This is a genomic window from Micromonospora sp. SCSIO 07396, assembly GCF_053667945.1.
On sequence record NZ_CM132210.1, the window covers coordinates 5,038,985 to 5,055,580 of the forward strand.

The following is a 16,596-nucleotide window of genomic DNA, read 5'->3' on the forward strand; positions in this document are numbered from 1 at the left end:
ACCGCCCCGGGCAACACTGAACCGCGCGGGCGGGCTTCGTCGGTATGACGGGGCCCGCCCGTTTCCAGTTTCCGGCACGCCGCCGACGCCGGAGCCTTCGCCGAGTCATTGAGGAGCGAGCACCATGCCACTGCGCCAGCCGCCGACCGTGCTGATCACCGGCGCCACCGACGGGCTGGGCCGCGGCCTGGCCGTCGCCCTCGCCCGTCGCGGTGCCACCGTGTTGGTGCACGGCCGCTCGGCCGAGCGCATCGCCGCCACCGTGCGCCAGGTGCGGGCGACCGGTGGCGGTGAGGCGCGCGGCTACCAGGCGGACTTCTCCTCGCTGGCCGGGGTGCACGCCCTCGCCGACCAGGTCGCCGCAGCCGAGCCCCGGCTGGACGTGCTGATCAACAATGCCGGCATCGGCGCCGACGTGCCCGGCGGCACCGCGCGCCTGGAGAGCTCCGACGGCTTCGAACTGCGCTTCGCCGTGAACTACCTGTCCACCTATCTGCTCTCGCACCGGCTGCTGGATCTGCTGCGTCGCTCGGCCCCGGCCCGGGTCGTCAACGTCAGCTCGGCCGGGCAGACGCCCATCGACTTCACCGACGTCATGCTCACCCGCGGCTACGGCGGACGCCGGGCCTACTGCCAGAGCAAGTTGGCGCAGATCATGTTCACCTTTGACCTGGCCGCCGAGCTTCAGGGCAGCGGAGTCACCGTCAACGCCCTACACCCGGCGACGTACATGCCGACGAAGATCGTGTCGACCCCGATCAGCACCATTGCGGACGGGGTCGAGGCCGTGTCCCGGCTGGCTCTCGACGCCGATCTGGATGGCGTCACCGGACGCTACTTCGACCAGCTCCGCGAGGCGCAGGCGCATCCCGCCGCCTACGACGAGGCCGACCGGGCACGCCTGCGGGCGCTCTCGGCGGAACTGACCAACCGATCGCCGGTCTGACCGGATGCACGGCTGCGCGGCGCGGCCGGCAGCCGCGCCGCGCAGCCGGCCCCCCGCCCGTGGGGGGCGGGCGGGGGGCCGGATCGGTGGTCGGTCTCAGGAGGGGCTGTCCGCGCGCGTCCGGAGCATCACGGCGCCGATCACGGCCGCGATCACGGCCGCGATCGCGGTGCACACCAGCGAATACCGGAACCCGGAGAGCAGGGCCACCGGATCGCTGACGCTGCCGGTGGTGCCCTCCGGCAGCAGCGACGCCGTCCGCGACGCGGCGATCGCGGCGAAAGCAGCCGCGCCGATCGCCGCGCCGAGCTGCTGCGAGGTGTTGAGCAGCCCGCCGGCCAGGCCCTGCTGGTGGTCCGCCACGCCGGCGGTGGCGGTGATGCTGATCATGACGACTGCGGCGACGTTGCCGAAGCCGACAAGCGCGGTGCCGACCAGGATGTAGGCCAGGGAGTTCTCGGCCGGGAGCGTGGCGACCACGAACGCGCCGACCGCCTGCAGCAGGACGCCGAGCAGCATGGCCCGGGTCAGGCCCAGCTTGCCGGCCAGCTTGGCCCCGCTGAAGCCGGCGACCATGGCGGTCAGGCCCAGCACCGCGAAGCTCAGCCCGGTCTCCAGCGGGCTGTAGTCCTTGATCCGCTGCAGATAGAGGGTGAGCACGTAGGTGATGCCGACGAACGCGCCGATCAGGAGGACGTTGACCACGTTGGCACCGACGATGCTGCGCACCTTGAAGATCTCCAGCGGCACCAGTGGTTCCGCCGAACGGCGCTCGGCCAGGACGAACAGCGCCAGCAGGACCAGGCCCAGCGCGAACGACCCCAGGGTGCTCACCGACAACCAGCCCTCGGTGTTGGCGATCGAGAAGCCGTAGACGATGCTCACCGCGGCGCCGGTGATGGTGATCGCGCCGGGCACGTCGAGCCGGGGGCGGGGGCCCGCGGCGGCGGCCGGGCGGGGCACGAGCACCGGGGCGAACACGGCCGTGGCGAGGCCGATGGGCACGTTGACGAAGAAGACCCACTCCCAGCTCAGCCCGTCGGTCAGGACGCCGCCGAGAATGACGCCGGCGACGAAACCGAAGGACAGCACTGCGCCGTACGCGCCGAGCGCCCGGTTGCGCTCCTTGCCCTCGGGGAAGGACGTGGTCAGCAGGGAGAGGGCAGCCGGCGCGACCAGGGAGGCGGCGAGGCCCTGCAGCCCGCGCAGGATGATCAGCTGGGTGGCGTCCTGGGCGAAGCCGGCCAGCAGCGACACCAGGGAGAAGGCGACCAGGCCGATGATGAACAGCCGGCGACGCCCGAACAGGTCGGAGATCCGGCCGCCGAGCAGCAGGAAGCCCCCGAAGCCGAGGGCGTAGGCGCTGACCACCCACTGCAGCGAGCCGTCACTGAAGGAAAGCTCGCGCTGGATCGTCGGCAGCGCCACATTGGTGATGGAGAAGTCGAGCACGATCATGAATTCGGCCATGCACAGCAGGAGCAGCAGCAGGTTGGCGCGCACGCGCGACTGAGGCGCGGGCGATAGGTCCGCCGTCGCTTCCCGACCCGATGGCGCTGATTCGGCGAGATTGGACACCGCGGGACACTCCTTGCAGACAGTGGACAGGTGAGTCTCACTGTCCGCCGGCGCGGCCTGAGCAACCAGATCAGCAGATTTGCTGGTAGCGGTGGTACCACTCAGCAATGGTGCCCGGCGGGTACCTCTATCGTTTCCCCACTTGCCGGACCGCTCGGCCGGCCGAGACAGCGGAGGACATGATGAAAATCGGCATCCTGGGTACCGGCACGATGGCACGCACGTTAGGCGGGCGCTGGGCGGCGGCGGGCCACGACGTGCTGGTCGGCGGACGTAGCGCCGCCAAGGCACAGCAACTGGCGACCGCCCTGGGAGCGCGGAGCGGTTCGCTCGCCGACGCGGCGCAGGCGGCGGACGTCACCCTGTTGGCCGTGGCGTACACGGCCGTCCCGGAGGTCCTCGACGCGGCCGGGGGCCGGGGTGCGCTGACCGGCAAGGTCGTCGTCGACTGCACCAACCCGGTGGAGTTGACGGGCTTCTCGGTCACCTCCGGCGCCACCTCGCTGGCCGAGCAGATTCAGCAGCGCACCGGTGCCCGGGTGGTGAAGGCGTTCAACCTGTGTGAGGCGAAGGTCTGGCAGCTCGACCCGCCCTCCTTCGACGGTCGACCCCTGGTGGTCCCCTTCTGCGGCGACGACGAGCAGGCCCGGGCCACGGTGGGGGCGCTGATCGAGGATCTGGGTTGTGCGCCGTTGGCGGTCGGCGACGTCACGTACGCCCGGCATCTGGAGGCGATGGCCGCGCTGGTCATCTCCCTGCTGTTCCGCGGCCACGATCCGTACACGGTGTTCAACCTCGTCACGGCTGCTGACGAAGCCCGCAGGAAGGTGGCCGGGGCACCTGTGCAGCCCTGAAGAAGCGTCCCATGCCACCCAGGCCCAGCGGTCCTGGTATCCGCCAGGACCGCCGGGCATCATCCGAAGAGCCACGCAACCGCTCTACGTAAAGCAGCGCCTCACCATCGGAGTCGGCTGGACCTGGATTACCGCCTTCGCCCTGAACCTCCGCCGCACAACGTCCGCCCACGAAGGCGAAGCAGCCGATCAGCAGTATGCGTCCGAGAGGGAGATTCGGTGGGGCTCTGATCCGTCCAGTGTTCGTCCAGCGGGGGTCCAACCACCGCCGATACGTTCCGGACACCCACCGCACAGATTGTGACGGTACGGTTCGAAGGAGCCCCGCGTGAAAAGACTCGCCTGCGCCGCTGTCGTCGGGATGCTGAGCATCCTTACGCTCGCCGCCCCCGGCTACGCCGCGCCTGCCCCGCTCACCGATGCCCAGGTGGACAGGATGATCGCCGAGGCCGCTGCCACCTTGCCCGCCCCGCAGAGCGCCGAGTGGGTGGCACGCAAGGCTGGGCCGCAGACATTCACCCTGCGTCCGAGTGCCGGCACGACCAAGACCACCGCTGCGGTCGTGACCTGCTCGGCATTCAGCCAGGTGCTGCGTAACGACGGTGGTGGCTTTTTCCTCGCCGTCGGCGAGGCGTCCTCGTCCTGCCCGGCACCGGTCGACTACCTCAGCGCGAAGGCCACGCTGTACTTCTGGGTGCCCGATCTGAATCGCTGGGAGATCAGCCAGTACGGCAGCCTGGCCGTAGCGACGCCCTACCGGGAGCCGGGCGAGGCAGTCACCAGTGTCGCCAGTTCCAACTGCCGGGCCGCCTACTTCGCCGTGCTCGGCATCCATCAGGCCCGGCTGGGCAGCTCCACCGCCGCCGCCCGCACCGAATCGAACTACGTGCAGTTCACCTGCGGCGGCTGAACGACCGCCATCAGGTGGCGGGACTCGGCCCACCGGGGCCGGGTTCCGCCCCGGTTCAGGACGCGGGACCGACGTGCCGCATCCGTTCTGACAGTCATGCCGGCCTATCTGGAATCCAGCCGGGTGACACCTCAGAATGGGGACCTCGGGCATTGCTGCGAGGGAGTGCGGATTGCTTGTCGTCCAGGTCCTCGGTCCCGTCCGGCTCTGGCGCGACGGCACGGAGATCAGCCTCGGTCCGGTCGGCCGCCGCGCCGTGCTCGGCCTGCTCGTGCTCGCGGACGGCCGCCCGCTGCTGGGTTCGCACATCATCGACGTGTTGTGGGGCGAGCAGGCGCCCCCCACCGCGACGAATGTGATCCAGACTCATGTGAAGCATCTGCGCCGCCTCCTTGAACCCGGCCGACGAGCTCACACACCCAGCACGGTCCTGCCCTTTACCGGTGGCGGGTACGCGCTCCGGCTGCCGGCCGGCGCGGTCGACCTCGCTCGGTTTCGCGATCTGCTGACCACTGCGGCGGAGGCGGACCGTCGCGGTGATCCGCAGAGCGTCGCAGCGCAGCTCGCCAACGCGCTCGGGCTGTGGCAGGGGGCACCGTTTGCCGATGTACCCACGCTCGCCGGGCATCCGAAGGTCCGCTCGCTGCTCGACGACCGCCGAGCGGCGATCGTCCGCTACACCGATGCACTGCTGACCCTGGGAGCCGGCGACCGGGCGCTGCCGTTGCTCCGTGAGGAGGCGGCGGCACATCCGCTGGACGAGGCGGTGCACACACGGTTGGTCCTGGCCCACCACTGCGTCGGCCGGCGTGACGAGGCGTTGGCGGCCTACGACGCCGTGCGCCGGCACCTCGCCGACGAGCTGGGCGTCGGTCCGGGACCGGACCTCGTCGCGGCCTATCTACGCGTCCTCGACGATGAGACACCCGCACCGCCGGTGGATCCGCTGGTCGACACCGCCGCCGCCGTGTCACCGGTCAATCAGCTCCCGGCTGAGATCGCCGGATTCACCGGCCGTGCGGCCGAGCTGTCCGCCTTGGAGGAGTTGGTCGAGGACCGGGGCACGGCCGTGCGGATCGCCGTCGTCTGCGGCACCGCCGGGGTCGGCAAGACGACCCTGGCCGTGCGATGGGCACACCGAACGCGTGGACGCTTTACCGACGGCCAGCTCTACCTGGACCTACGCGGCTACGATCCGCAGCGCCCCGTGTCGGCCCGCGCCGCGCTCGGTCACCTCCTGGAGTCCCTCGGCGTTCCCGCCACCAGCATCCCGACCGACCTCGACCGCCGGGCCGCCAGGTACCGGGCCGAGACCGCAGGCCGCAGGCTGCTCATCCTTCTCGACAACGCCGCCTCCGTCGACCAGATCCGGCCGCTGATCCCGGGGACGGGTACGGTCATCGTCACCAGCCGCGACAGCCTCGCCGGACTGGTGGCCCTGCACGGTGCCCGCCGCCTCCTGCTGGATGTGCTCTCCACCCCGGAGGCCCTGACGCTCCTACGCTCACTCGTCGGCGCACGCGTCGATCATGAACCGGAGGCCGCCGCCACACTGGCTCACCAGTGTGCACATCTCCCGCTGGCGCTGCGGGTCGCGGCGGAACTCGCGACCTTCCGAGCCGGGGAGCCGCTCACCGCTCTGGTGGGTGAGCTTGCCGACCGGCAGCGGCGGCTGCGGCTGCTGGATCCGGGCGGTGACGTGCGTGCCGCCGTGCGGGTGGTGTTCTCCTGGTCCTACCGGCAGCTTCCGGCGGCGGCGGCCCGACTGTTCCGCAACCTCGGGCTGCATCCCGGCCCGTCGTTCGACGTTGGCGCCGCCGCCGCGCTAGCCGCCATGGCACGCACCGACACCGCGATACAGCTCGACGTGCTGGCCCGCAAGCACCTCGTCCGCACCGAGTCGCCCGGCCGGTACATGATGCACGACCTGCTGCGCGCGTACGCCGCCGAGCTGGCCGCCGGCGACGATCCCGGCGGGGCCATCGACCGGCTGCATGCCCACCTGCTCGCCACCGCCGCGGCGGCCATGGACCGGCTGCACCCCGCCGACCGGGCACACCGCCCGGCGGTGGCGCGCGCGCCGAGCTTCCCGGACGCGACCGCGGCACAGGCCTGGCTGGACGCGGAACTACCTGGACTCGTCGCCACCGCCGCCGCCGGTCTTGAACACGACCGACCCCATTTCACGACCGATCTCGCCGCCACGCTCTACCGCCACCTCGAAGGCGGCGCATACATGCACGCCGAGGCGCTGCACGGGTACGCACTCGAAGCGGCACAGCGCAGCGGTGACGCGTCCCGGTACGGCGTGGCGCTGACCAACGTCGGTGCCGTCCACCGGCTCCTCGGCCGCTACGAACTCGCCGAGACGCACCTGTCCCAGGCGGCCGCGATCCTGGACAGGTGCGGCGACCAACTCGGCACTGCCCGTGCCCTGTCCAACCTCGGCATCGTCTACGAACGTCTCGGCCGTGACGACGCTGAGGCGCACCAACGGGCCGCGCTCGCCGCCTATCGCCGCGTCGGCGACCGATACGGCGAAGCATCCACGCTGGTGAACCTCGGCAACGCCAACACCCGACCGGGCCACTTCGACGAGGCGTACGACCAGTTGCTCCGCGCCGCCGCCCTGTTCCGCGAGACCGGCGCCGTAGTCGGAGCAGCCGCGGCCCTGACCAACCTCGGTGACGTGTGCACCAGCCTCCGGCGGCACGACGAGGCGGCCGGGCATCTGTCGGCGGCACGTGAGATCTTCCGGTCGGCCGGCCACGTCTACGGCGAAGCAGTCGCGCTGACGAACCTGGGACGGGTGCACGGCACTCGCGGCGACCACGCGCGGGCGATCGGTGACCTGACCGTGGCGATCCGCATTCTGCATTCGATCGGGCACCGTTACGGGGAGGCGAGCGCGCTCAACATCCTCGGTGACGTCCTGACGGCCGCGGGGCGTACCACCGAGGCGGTGGCCCGGTACGCCGTTGCGCTGTCGATCGCCACCGCGACCGGTGACCACGACGAGCAGGAGAACGCGCATGAGGGCATCGCCCGGGCCCGACGGAAGGCGGTACACGCCCGCACGTCGCGTACTCCATAAGGAGGGCGGCAGAACTCGACCAGGATGCGCCCGTGTTGTCGCCGCGACTGCCCGACGGCTTCGGGTCAGGTCCGCTTGCGGCGCGCGATCTCGTCAGAGAGCTGCTGCACACGGGCCGGGTCCGCGTCCCGGGCAAGGGCGACGTAGTGGTCCATGACGGCCGGCCGGTAGCGCACGGGCAACGTCTGCCCTGGGGCGAGTCGGGTGAGCTCGGTGATCGTGAGGTCTTCGTCCGCGATGCCGCGGAACGCGATGCCGTCGGCGGTCTCCACGTCGAACATCAGGACCACGCGAGGGTTGCTGTTCACCTCCCGCCAGTCGACGAGAACACCGAGCGCAAGCACCCCCGTACGCAGTTCCGCGTTGCGCTTGCGTGCATCACCGCTCAGGAGCGGGTTCGGGGCGATGCCCGGGAAGTCGGGCCCGACACCGAGCGACTCCCGACTCAGGTCGGGCCTGAGCTGCGCCATCATATCGTTGATCTTCTTCTTCGAACCGAACACACCCTGCCCCCCTCCCCCGCACCGGTGCCGCAATCCCGGTCTGATGCTTCGCCGTCACCGTGATCGTACGTCGCCGGCGACTCCCGTATTCAACACGGCGGTTCCCACCTGCGCCGTCCGGGATTCCGTGTCTTTCCGGGGTCTTTCGGACCCGACGAGCGACCCGGCCGGTCGTCCGGATCCCGACCGGCCGGCAGCCGTGGTATTCCTGGACGACCGCGAGATGCGCGTCTGGTGCCGCTGAGGCGCGCCGGCGCTCACGTGGACCCTGAGCAAGGAGCGATCGTGGACCATCCCGCTACCCTGCCGCTGCTCCGCGCGTGGTCGGGGCAGGACCGCGCTGCGCGGCTCATGCTGCTCGACGGGGTCGAGCCGCCCGGGCCCGTCGCGCTGCGCAGCCGCTACCGTCACTTGCACGACCCCTGCGCGCCTCTCGGGCCGCTGTCTCCCGGACTGGAAGAGACAGCGTGGCACACGATCCTTGATCTGGAGACCGAGGGCGACCTGGCCCTGCAATCCGGCGATCTGGACCGCGCGGCCGCGATCTTCGAGCGACTGGCGGGCTTCGAGCCCACGGCCGGCCACCGGGTGGTGCTGGTGCACGCTCGGATCGGGACGGGCGACGTCGCGCGGGCGCGCGACCGCATCGACGACGCCATTGACGCGTACGAGGAGGCCGTGTCGGTTGCTGTCGGCGATGGTTACCGGTTCGGGGAGCTGCGTGCGAGCGTGCCTCTGGGGTACCTGTCGCTGGCGTACTCGACGGGCAGGACTGCCGAGGAGTGGTTCCGGCGTGCCGAGACGCTCGCCACCGAGCTCGGTGACCTCCTGTACGGTGCGAACGCTGCGCTGGGCCTCGCCGAGTGCGCCGAGCGCGCGAAGGACCTGGACGGCGCGATCGAACTGGCCCGCACCGCGTTCGCCGCGTTCACCCGGGTCGGTTCGCCGATCGGCAGGGCCAACGCCGCCCACCGGGCGGGTGCGCTCCTGCACCGGGCGGGCCGGCTCGACGAGGCGGTGCCGCTGCTGGAGGAGGCGCACGGCCTGTACACCGAGATCGGCGACCCGGTCGGGCTGACCAATACGCTCAGCGGCCTGGGTGACCTCTTTCTCGACCGCAGGGAGTTCGACGTCGCGCAGCGGTGGTACGCCGAAGGCCTTCGCCAGGCGGAGGCCGCCCGGCTCCCACGTGCCCGGGCCCATGCCCTGCAAGACATGGCCCGCCTCGCCAGGGGGCGGGGCGAGTGGCAGCAAGCGATCGAGGAGTTCGGCCGGAGCCTCGCCGCCTATCGGGAGATCGATGACATCGGCGGCATATGGCACGCCCTCGACAAGATGGCCGAGGCGCAGGCACATCTCGGGCAGGTGGAGGCCGCCGCGCGAACGCGACTGGAGTCGATCTACTCGATCGAAGAGTTCCGGGCCGCGCACCGCGACGAGTCCTCCCAGCGGGAGTACCGCGACCGGTTCGAGCTGGCCTACTCCCGGGCACTCGCGGCAGTGGCGGACGCCGACGATGCGGCGGCGTTCGCCGTGGTGGCAGACTGCCTCGCGGGCCGGCGCCTGGCCGGTCTGATCGCGGGTGGGATGCCGGACAAGGCTTTCGGCGAGCTCGACCTGCTCCAGGACCTTCTGGTACGCGCCGACCAACGGCTGAGGGGCGACCGGCGGGATCGCATCCGCCTGCTCGGCGCCTTTGGGATTCGGCACGGGTTGGCTGGCCAGGCCGAGGCATCCCTCGACGACCAGCTGGCCGCGGTCTACCTGCCACCGGCGCGCGACGGCAAGCCGATGCTGGCCGCCTTACCTCCCGCAGCTCACCTCCTCTATGTTCTGGTCGACCCGGCAGAGGTGAACCGGATCTGGTGGCTGTGGCGCGCGCCGGACCGGCCATACCGGATCGGTACGACCACCCTCGACGAAGCCGCACGCGAGGTCCTGGGTCGGCTCGGCGATGCCAACGAGCGGATCAACCTGTTTATCGAGGACTTGAGGCCGATGGCCGCGGCCCTACCTCCGGAACTGCTCCGGTCGCTGCTCGATGAGCCCGAGCCGACGCTGCTCATCGTGCCCGTCGGTGCGTTGTGGATGGTGCCGTGGGGCGGCCTGCCCCTCGCCGACGGTGTCGTGCTCGGCGAGCACGTCCGGTACGCGGTCTGTCCGTCGCTGACCGTCCAGCGTCAGCTTGCGGCCCGTCGGAAGGGCCTGTCAGCTTCCTCCGTGACGGCCGACACGTGGCGCAGCCCGTACGTCCTGCACCACGACCTGGCGGGAGTGGACACCCGGAGGCTTGGTCTACGCCCGCTCGCAACCTCGGGTGACGCCCGCGCACGGCTCCGTGATGGCGGCGAGATGATGGTGGTGATCAGCCACGGGCGGCCCGTGCCCGGCCTGGGCCATTACCTTGAGCTCGACCGCGACGACTGGCTCGTGCCGGCTGACCTTATCGGGGCGTCCACTCCCCGTCGGCTGGCGCTACTGGCCTGCGGGGCGGCCTCGATCACTACGATGCGGCCCAGTGACCCGGTGAGCTTGGCGACGCTCGCGCTCGCGTCCCGCTCCGACGAGGTGCTCGCGACGCTGGGTGAGCTGAGCGACTCGAAGCAGGCCGCCCGATACGCAGACGAGATCCTGAGTGGCATGGTCAACACCACGCTCCCGGAGGCGGTACACCGCGCCACCCGGTCCCTGCTGGCGGACGGCGACATGAAGGGCGAGCCGCTCTTCTACTGGGCGCCGTTGGTCGCCATCGGCACGGTCCACCGCTAGGCCTGGCGGAGCAGGTCGGCACAGTGCGCCAGGCCCAACGCACGCAGCGCGCCGTCCAACTCGCCGAGACGCTTACGGCTCTCCAGCCAGTCCCAGACGGCGGACGCCTCCCGGCCCTTGTCGAACCGGGCCCGCTGGGACGGCGGGATCTCGAAGTATTCCGCCAGGTCGGCCCAGTCGCGGTGGAGCGCCCGGCAGACCTGCACCCGGACCGGGCCGGGGTACGAGACGGACTCGCCACGCGGGCGTCTGCCCGGTAGCAGCCCGCGGCCTGAAGTCGTGAATGGGGATTCGTCGGCATGCTGCACCCGCCCATTGTCGCCCACGCGGCCTCGGCGTCAGTGTTCGCTATCGTGGCCCGATGCCCGACGCCGTCCTGGTCCTCGACCTCTACGCCGAGGAACCGGTCCTCGGGGAGCACCGGCTGCTTCGCGAGGCGGCAGTGTCCTTCGGCCGTCCGATGGTCTACCCGGCGGATCACTCCGAGCTCGATCCGGTGCTCGCGAGGCGTCCTGATCTGCACAGCCGCCAGTTCTGGGTTCTGCACTTCCCCTTCGATCTGGAACCCCCGAAACCCAACCGCCGCTACGAGGCCGCGACCATCACCATCACCTTCGACGACGACGGCGTAATCGCACTGGACATCATGCCGATGCAGCCGGATGAGGAGGCCGACATCCGTGGCATCGGCCGCAACGTCATCGCCTGGGATCTGCACCCTGCCGACGCGGAGGCCGGCCTACGCCCCCGCAGCCGGGTCATGCAGGTGGTCCTCGACGCCCCGGCTGACGCTACCGATTTCCACGGCGCCCTGGGCGCGACGCTGACGGTGGCCCGGATTCGCGGCACCTGGGCCAGGAAGCTCGCCGCCAGCCAGACGCCGCGCCGTTTCCTGCTGACCGTTGACGGCAACTTCACCACCGAGCCGAGCCGTTAGGCCCTGTGTCGAAGTCGGTGCCGGGGTTTGGGCTGTTGGGTGAGGATCTTCGCGTGTTGGTGTTCGAGATGTAGCGAGGTCTCCGGTATCTGGTTCAGCGACCAAGCAGAACCCGAACACCGGAGACCTCGTGGACACCCTAGTGGTGGCGAGGCGGCATGACCTTACCGACGCACAGTGGGTGGCGCTGGAGCCGTTGCTGCCTGCGGGGCGTCGGCCGGGTCGGCCGTCGAGATGGACGAAACGGCAGCTTATTGATGGGATTCGGTGGAGGACACGGGTCGGTGCCCCGTGGCGGGATGTTCCGGAGTGTTACGGGTCCTGGGCTGCGGTGTACGGGCTGTTCCGGCGTTGGCAGCGTGATGGGACCTGGGCGAAGATCCTGACCGTCTTGCAGGCTGTGTCTGATGCGGCCGGTCGGGTGGTCTGGGACGTGTCGGTGGACTCGACGGTCGCCCGAGCGCATCAGCATGCTGCCGGGGCGCGTAAAAGGGGGATCTGCAGGCAGAGCCGCCGGGTGGGGTCGGGGTCGAGCCGACCGATCACGCGCTCGGTCGGTCGCGGGGTGGGCTGACCACGAAGCTGCACCTGGCCTGCGAGCAGGGGCAGAAGCCGTTGTCGATCGTGTTGACAGCCGGGCAGCGTGGGGACAGCCCGCAGTTCACGGCCGTACTCGACGGGATCCGGGTGCCCCGTCTCGGCGCCGGCCGGCCACGGACCCGCCCGGACCGGGTCCTGGCCGATAAGGCCTACACGTCGAAGGCCAACCGCCGCTACCTGCGCCGACGCGGTATCGCCGCGACGATCCCCTCGAAGGCCGACCAAGACGCCAACCGACGCAAGAAAGGCTCCAAGGGCGGCCGACCCCCGGCCTTCGACCCTGAGCGATACAAGCAGCGCCACGCCGTGGAGTGCGGCATCAACCGACTCAAGCGCAACCGAGCCGTAGCGACCCGGTTCGACAAACTCGCCGTCCGCTACGAAGCCACCGTTCACATCGCCGCGATCAACGAGTGGCTATGACCGACTTCGACACAGGGCCTAGATCCGCCGGGCCCGGGCCCCGGCTCATCCGCAGCCGAGGGTCTGCGGATCTAACGGAGTCATCTCCGCTGGCTACAGAGGGACAGTCCGGTGTCTGGGCACCGCGCAGGACAGTCCGGCAGCCGGTCCACCCTTGCCTTCAACAACACCCGACCTAGATGATGCGACAGCACTCTGTCGATCGGGAGGAACGGATGGCTGATCCGGATGAGTCCGCCGTCCGCCTGCTGCTGGTGGAGTACGAACGCCTGAAGGACGAACAGAAGACCCGGATCGGCCTCCGTGACAACCTGATCTACGTCACGCTCGCCGCGATGGCGGCGGTCATCACAGCCAGTCTGGCCTCCAAAGGCCACGCCAACCTGCTGCTCCTGCTGCCACCGGTGAGCACCGTCCTGGGTTGGACCTATCTGGTCAACGACGAAAAGGTCTCGGCGATCGGCCGCTACATCCGCGATCACCTCACTCCGGATCTCGACCCGACGGGGAAGGCATTCGGATGGGAGCGGACACACCGCTCCGATGAGCGCCGTCGTTCTCGCAAGATCCTGCAGCTCATCGTCGACCTGGGTACGTTCTGCATGCCGGCAACAGCCGCTGTGGTCATCTACTGGGCCAACGGCCCTTACCACTGGCCGTTCGTGGTCGTGTCGGTCGTCGAGTTCGCCGTTGCTCTGGCACTTGCGTGCGAGGTAGTCCGATATGCCGACCTGGACGTGTCGGCTTAGCGCTCGTCGCGCCGACCTCACTTCCGGACCGCGCCTCTGGGGCGTCAGACCCGGTTGTCCCCTGCCTGCCTACCAACCGAGAAATCCGGACTGCTCGTCGCTCGAAGGGGATGGTCCAACAGAGACCGTCAGCCCTCGCAGAACATGGTCGGGACCGCGCACGACTAGCATGGTCATAGACCCGCCCGCTGACGCCGATCACCCTCGGCTGAATCGGAGGACACTTGAGCCCCGTTGACGTCCTGATCATCGCCGCTCTACCGGAGGAGCTCGAAGCAGCCCGGTCGGCCAGGAACGGTGTCGGGGCGGGGCAGTGGCACGAGCGGAACCCCGAGGGGCTCACCCCGTATCTGACCGGCGAGTACAAGTCGTCGACGGGCAACCGGATCACCGTGGCGCTCGCCCGGCCCACAGGTATGGGCGGGCGTCGAACAGGGCCGATCGCGACTACCCTGACCGACCTACTTCAGCCTACCTGCCTAGCGATGTGCGGCGTCTGCGCCGGCAATCCTGACGACACGGCACCCGGCGACGTGCTCGTCGCCACGACGGTCTACGAGTACGACGAGGGAAAGCAGGCCGGTGACACATTCCAGGGCGCCCACCAGCAGTACCCGTTGAACGACCGATGGCTACGCGCCGCACAGGACTTCGATCCCTCAGACCTGCCCAGCCACGGGATCGCCACCGAGCAGGAGTCCGCTATCTGGTTGCTGGAGTCCCTCTACAAGGGACAGAATCCCCGCAGACACCCGGCCCGGCCGCGGTACTTCCCCAAGGCCGCCTGGTCGGACCGGCTGGCTCGGCTGGCGGCCGATGATCTCATCGTCTGGCAAGAGGGAGCATGGGCGCTGACCGGTGCCGGTACCGCGAAGATCGAGCGAATTCTCGCCGAGGACGTCGACGGACCTGACCGACTGCCCTTCGCCGTCCACCCCGGCCCGCTGGCCAGTGGCAGCGCAGTGATCCAGGATCCGAGGATCTGGTCGGACCTGAGGAAGATGGGAATGCGGAAGATCCTCGGCCTGGAGATGGAGGCCGCGACGATCGCCACCGTGGCGCACGAGCGCGAGGTGCCGCATTGGCTCGTCGTCAAGGGCGTGATGGATAACGCTGACTTCAACAAGGGCGACCGCCTCAAGAAGTTCGCGGCCCGCGCCAGCGCCGAGGTGCTGTTTATGCTGCTCGGCCGACTTCTTCCCGCACGAACAGGCGACCGAGGGGGCACGCCGCTTCCGGCGCCACCCAACGAAGCGATCCCGGGCACCGTGAAAGTCGACGTCATCCGGGGGCTCCACTTCGACTGGCAGGATCTGGCCGACCTGGTCGGTGTGCCCGGCTTCGACCGGGCCCGCTTCGCCCAAGGCGATGAGCCCCGCGAGCTGTGGGAGTGGCTGGAGGTCCGCGGCCGGCTTGCCGAACTGCCTGCGGCCCTAGCCGAGGTTGGCCGCGCTGACCTCAGCGACCTGCTCCGCCCGTACGTGTGACCGTGATCCGCCGCGCTGAGGACCCTACGGCCCAGACCTACCCCGGACGGTGAAACTCGCCGCAAGCGATCCACGTCCAGCGTCAGGCTCGACGCCGCCGACAACCCCTACGACGCGATCTTCGCCTCCCGACGCGGCACCTGGCTCTCCCCGCCGAACGTCCGCCGGCAGTGGCGTGCAGCCCGCGCCGACACCGGCCTCGAATGGGTCACCCCGCACACCTTCCGCAAGACCGTCGCCACCCTGATCGACCGGGAGGCCAACACCGACAGCGCCGCCGCCCAGCTCGGGCATGGAAGCAACGAGATCACCAAGAAGCACTACATCGTCAAGGCCGCCCTCGCCCCGGACAGCTCCGCCATCCTCGAACAGCTCGGCGGAAGGCCAACGTCAGGCGATCCGGAGAAACCCGGCCCTGGCCCGCAGCCGACCGCATAGCCGGGCAGCGGCCGGCAGCACCAACCGCCCCGTCGAATGTGATCGCCCCACGGCGTTACTGAGGGGTTTACGGGGGGCGGTTCAAAACTACATAGACAAACATCAAGGCCCTGCCCAGCTAAACGCTGGTCAGGGCCTTTTTGTGGTGCGCCGCCAGGGACTCGAACCCCGAACCCGCGGATTAAGAGGTTGACCTTGGTCGACTCCTTGCGTCCAATGGCGTCGCAGTAGTCCACCCGTTCCCACCAAAAACCCCATCCCGCCGAAACATGAGACCATGCGTCCAGATGGATGGGGGTCGGTCCACGGCAGCCGAGCACCTGCGGAGCACCCACCAATGCGCCCACTGCTTGCCGCACGTGACGACCGTCCGGGTATGGGCCGCCCGGACATACGGTAGGGACTCCGGAGTCCACTCGATGACGTTGTTCCAGTGGTTGCGCCGGGCTGACGTCGACGCGGGAAGCAGACCGGGTGTCAGCGGCAGCGAGTCAGCCGGACTGCGCGAGGCCCGCGAGCGGATCAAGCTGCTGGAGCAGGAGAACGAGGTCCTGCGTCGGGCCGCTGCCGATCTGCTCCGCAGGGTAAGCGATCGTTGATCATGGTGACGATCGTGGCCATGGTGGGCGGGAGAGTCGGCTGAGGTTACCCCCGTGCAGGGTACCGGCGTGCCTACCCCGGTCAGATCTTCGGGCACGGCAGGGTCCGCCGCTCAGCCGAGGGTGAAACGGCAGGCGCGGCGCGTACTCCCGGGGTGTCGCCTCACGATGGTCGGCGCGGTGCCCAGTCCGGGTCCCGGCCGATGAAGCCGAGCATCCTGGTCTACGCGTCGGCGTCGTCGGTCACCGGTACCCGGGCACCGTACCGCCCAGACGACCGGATGACCTGCTCGATCGGCTCCATGCCGGCCAGCAGTTCGGCACAGGAGCCGGCGTCGAGCCGGCCGTCCTGCCCGGTGGCCCGAGCGAGGTCCCAGGTGTGCATGAACACATCGCTGGTGTAGAACCGGTCGATCGCCTGGGTCAGCGGCACCTCGCCGATGTGCCGATTGCTCAGCACCAGGTCGGCGGTCGCCGGGTTGTCGAGTACCGCCTGCACAGCGTCGCGCTGGGTCCGCCAAGTCGTCGTCGACGCTCGGTCCGGCCGGCAGTCGTACGCTGCTCCCGGCGGCGAGGAACGCGGGAAACCACTCCGTCAGGTGGCGCACCACGTCCCGGGCGGTCCACCTGGCGACCGGTGTGGGCACCTTCCACGACCGGGTGCCCTGGACCCGATCCGTGAACACCCGGCCTACCTCCCGGTGCCGGT

Annotated in this window: 14 protein-coding genes and 1 pseudogene; 11 read left to right on the plus strand and 4 right to left on the minus strand. The window is 69.8% G+C overall.

Annotation, left to right across the window (positions count from 1 at the left end; genetic code table 11):
* Positions 1-124 precede the first annotated feature (124 nt).
* Positions 125-946 carry an SDR family NAD(P)-dependent oxidoreductase gene (locus ACWCHM_RS21565; RefSeq protein ID WP_204956689.1) on the plus strand — a complete coding sequence of 274 codons (822 nt, stop codon included), beginning with the start codon at positions 125-127 and terminating at the stop codon, positions 944-946.
* A gap of 96 nt (positions 947-1,042) precedes the next feature.
* Here ACWCHM_RS21565 and ACWCHM_RS21570 read toward each other — a convergent pair whose 3' ends face one another.
* A complete protein-coding gene (locus tag ACWCHM_RS21570; RefSeq protein WP_204956688.1) occupies positions 1,043-2,449 on the minus strand; it encodes an MFS transporter in 1,407 nt (468 codons plus the stop codon).
* A 257-nt stretch (positions 2,450-2,706) separates the two neighbouring features.
* On the opposite strand from ACWCHM_RS21570, the gene ACWCHM_RS21575 reads away from it, so the two are divergent.
* The 3 genes from ACWCHM_RS21575 (at position 2,707) to ACWCHM_RS21585 (ending at position 7,382) form a co-directional block, all read left to right on the plus strand.
* Positions 2,707-3,378 (plus strand): NADPH-dependent F420 reductase, encoded by a 672-nt coding sequence (locus ACWCHM_RS21575; RefSeq protein WP_204956687.1) that lies wholly within the window; start codon positions 2,707-2,709, stop codon positions 3,376-3,378.
* 328 nt (positions 3,379-3,706) lie between these two features.
* Positions 3,707-4,288, plus strand: coding sequence for a hypothetical protein (locus ACWCHM_RS21580; protein WP_204956686.1), 582 nt, complete (start codon positions 3,707-3,709; stop codon positions 4,286-4,288).
* Between the two features lie 172 nt (positions 4,289-4,460).
* The gene (locus tag ACWCHM_RS21585) at positions 4,461-7,382 is read left to right on the plus strand and encodes an AfsR/SARP family transcriptional regulator (protein ID WP_454219557.1); all 2,922 of its coding nucleotides are present in this window, start codon (positions 4,461-4,463) and stop codon (positions 7,380-7,382) included.
* A 65-nt stretch (positions 7,383-7,447) separates the two neighbouring features.
* Here ACWCHM_RS21585 and ACWCHM_RS21590 read toward each other — a convergent pair whose 3' ends face one another.
* On the minus strand, positions 7,448-7,885 hold the full coding sequence (locus ACWCHM_RS21590) for a hypothetical protein (protein WP_204957289.1): 438 nt from the start codon (positions 7,883-7,885) through the stop codon (positions 7,448-7,450).
* Between the two features lie 285 nt (positions 7,886-8,170).
* Between ACWCHM_RS21590 and ACWCHM_RS21595 the strand changes: the two genes are divergently transcribed.
* A complete protein-coding gene (locus ACWCHM_RS21595) occupies positions 8,171-10,654 on the plus strand; it encodes a CHAT domain-containing tetratricopeptide repeat protein (RefSeq protein WP_454219560.1) in 2,484 nt (827 codons plus the stop codon).
* On the opposite strand, the gene ACWCHM_RS21600 is transcribed toward ACWCHM_RS21595, so the two are convergent.
* Positions 10,651-10,860, minus strand: coding sequence for a hypothetical protein (locus tag ACWCHM_RS21600; RefSeq protein WP_204956683.1), 210 nt, complete (start codon positions 10,858-10,860; stop codon positions 10,651-10,653). The genes ACWCHM_RS21595 and ACWCHM_RS21600 overlap by 4 nt on opposite strands.
* Positions 10,861-11,015: 155 nt before the next feature.
* Between ACWCHM_RS21600 and ACWCHM_RS21605 the strand changes: the two genes are divergently transcribed.
* From ACWCHM_RS21605 to ACWCHM_RS21630, 6 genes and pseudogenes are all read left to right on the plus strand, one after another.
* Complete coding sequence (locus tag ACWCHM_RS21605; RefSeq protein ID WP_454219561.1) at positions 11,016-11,591, plus strand: hypothetical protein; 576 nt, start codon at positions 11,016-11,018, stop codon at positions 11,589-11,591.
* Between the two features lie 130 nt (positions 11,592-11,721).
* Positions 11,722-12,614 (plus strand): IS5 family transposase gene (locus tag ACWCHM_RS21610; protein WP_454218939.1). Its coding sequence is split into 2 segments (ribosomal slippage): positions 11,722-12,102 and positions 12,105-12,614, totalling 891 coding nucleotides; the frame shifts between segments, so codons are not numbered across the junction.
* Between the two features lie 215 nt (positions 12,615-12,829).
* Entirely contained in the window at positions 12,830-13,363 is a 534-nt protein-coding gene (locus ACWCHM_RS21615) for a hypothetical protein (protein ID WP_454219562.1), read from the plus strand.
* A 224-nt stretch (positions 13,364-13,587) separates the two neighbouring features.
* Positions 13,588-14,850: a 5'-methylthioadenosine/S-adenosylhomocysteine nucleosidase family protein gene (locus tag ACWCHM_RS21620; RefSeq protein ID WP_454219563.1), complete on the plus strand. Its 1,263-nt coding sequence runs from the start codon at positions 13,588-13,590 to the stop codon at positions 14,848-14,850.
* Between the two features lie 84 nt (positions 14,851-14,934).
* Positions 14,935-15,288 (plus strand): annotated as a pseudogene (locus tag ACWCHM_RS21625) (tyrosine-type recombinase/integrase); the annotation flags it as partial.
* A gap of 419 nt (positions 15,289-15,707) precedes the next feature.
* The gene (locus tag ACWCHM_RS21630) at positions 15,708-15,887 is read left to right on the plus strand and encodes a hypothetical protein (RefSeq protein WP_454219565.1); all 180 of its coding nucleotides are present in this window, start codon (positions 15,708-15,710) and stop codon (positions 15,885-15,887) included.
* A 223-nt stretch (positions 15,888-16,110) separates the two neighbouring features.
* On the opposite strand, the gene ACWCHM_RS21635 is transcribed toward ACWCHM_RS21630, so the two are convergent.
* Positions 16,111-16,386, minus strand: coding sequence for a hypothetical protein (locus ACWCHM_RS21635; protein ID WP_454219566.1), 276 nt, complete (start codon positions 16,384-16,386; stop codon positions 16,111-16,113).
* Positions 16,387-16,596: the final 210 nt, after the last annotated feature.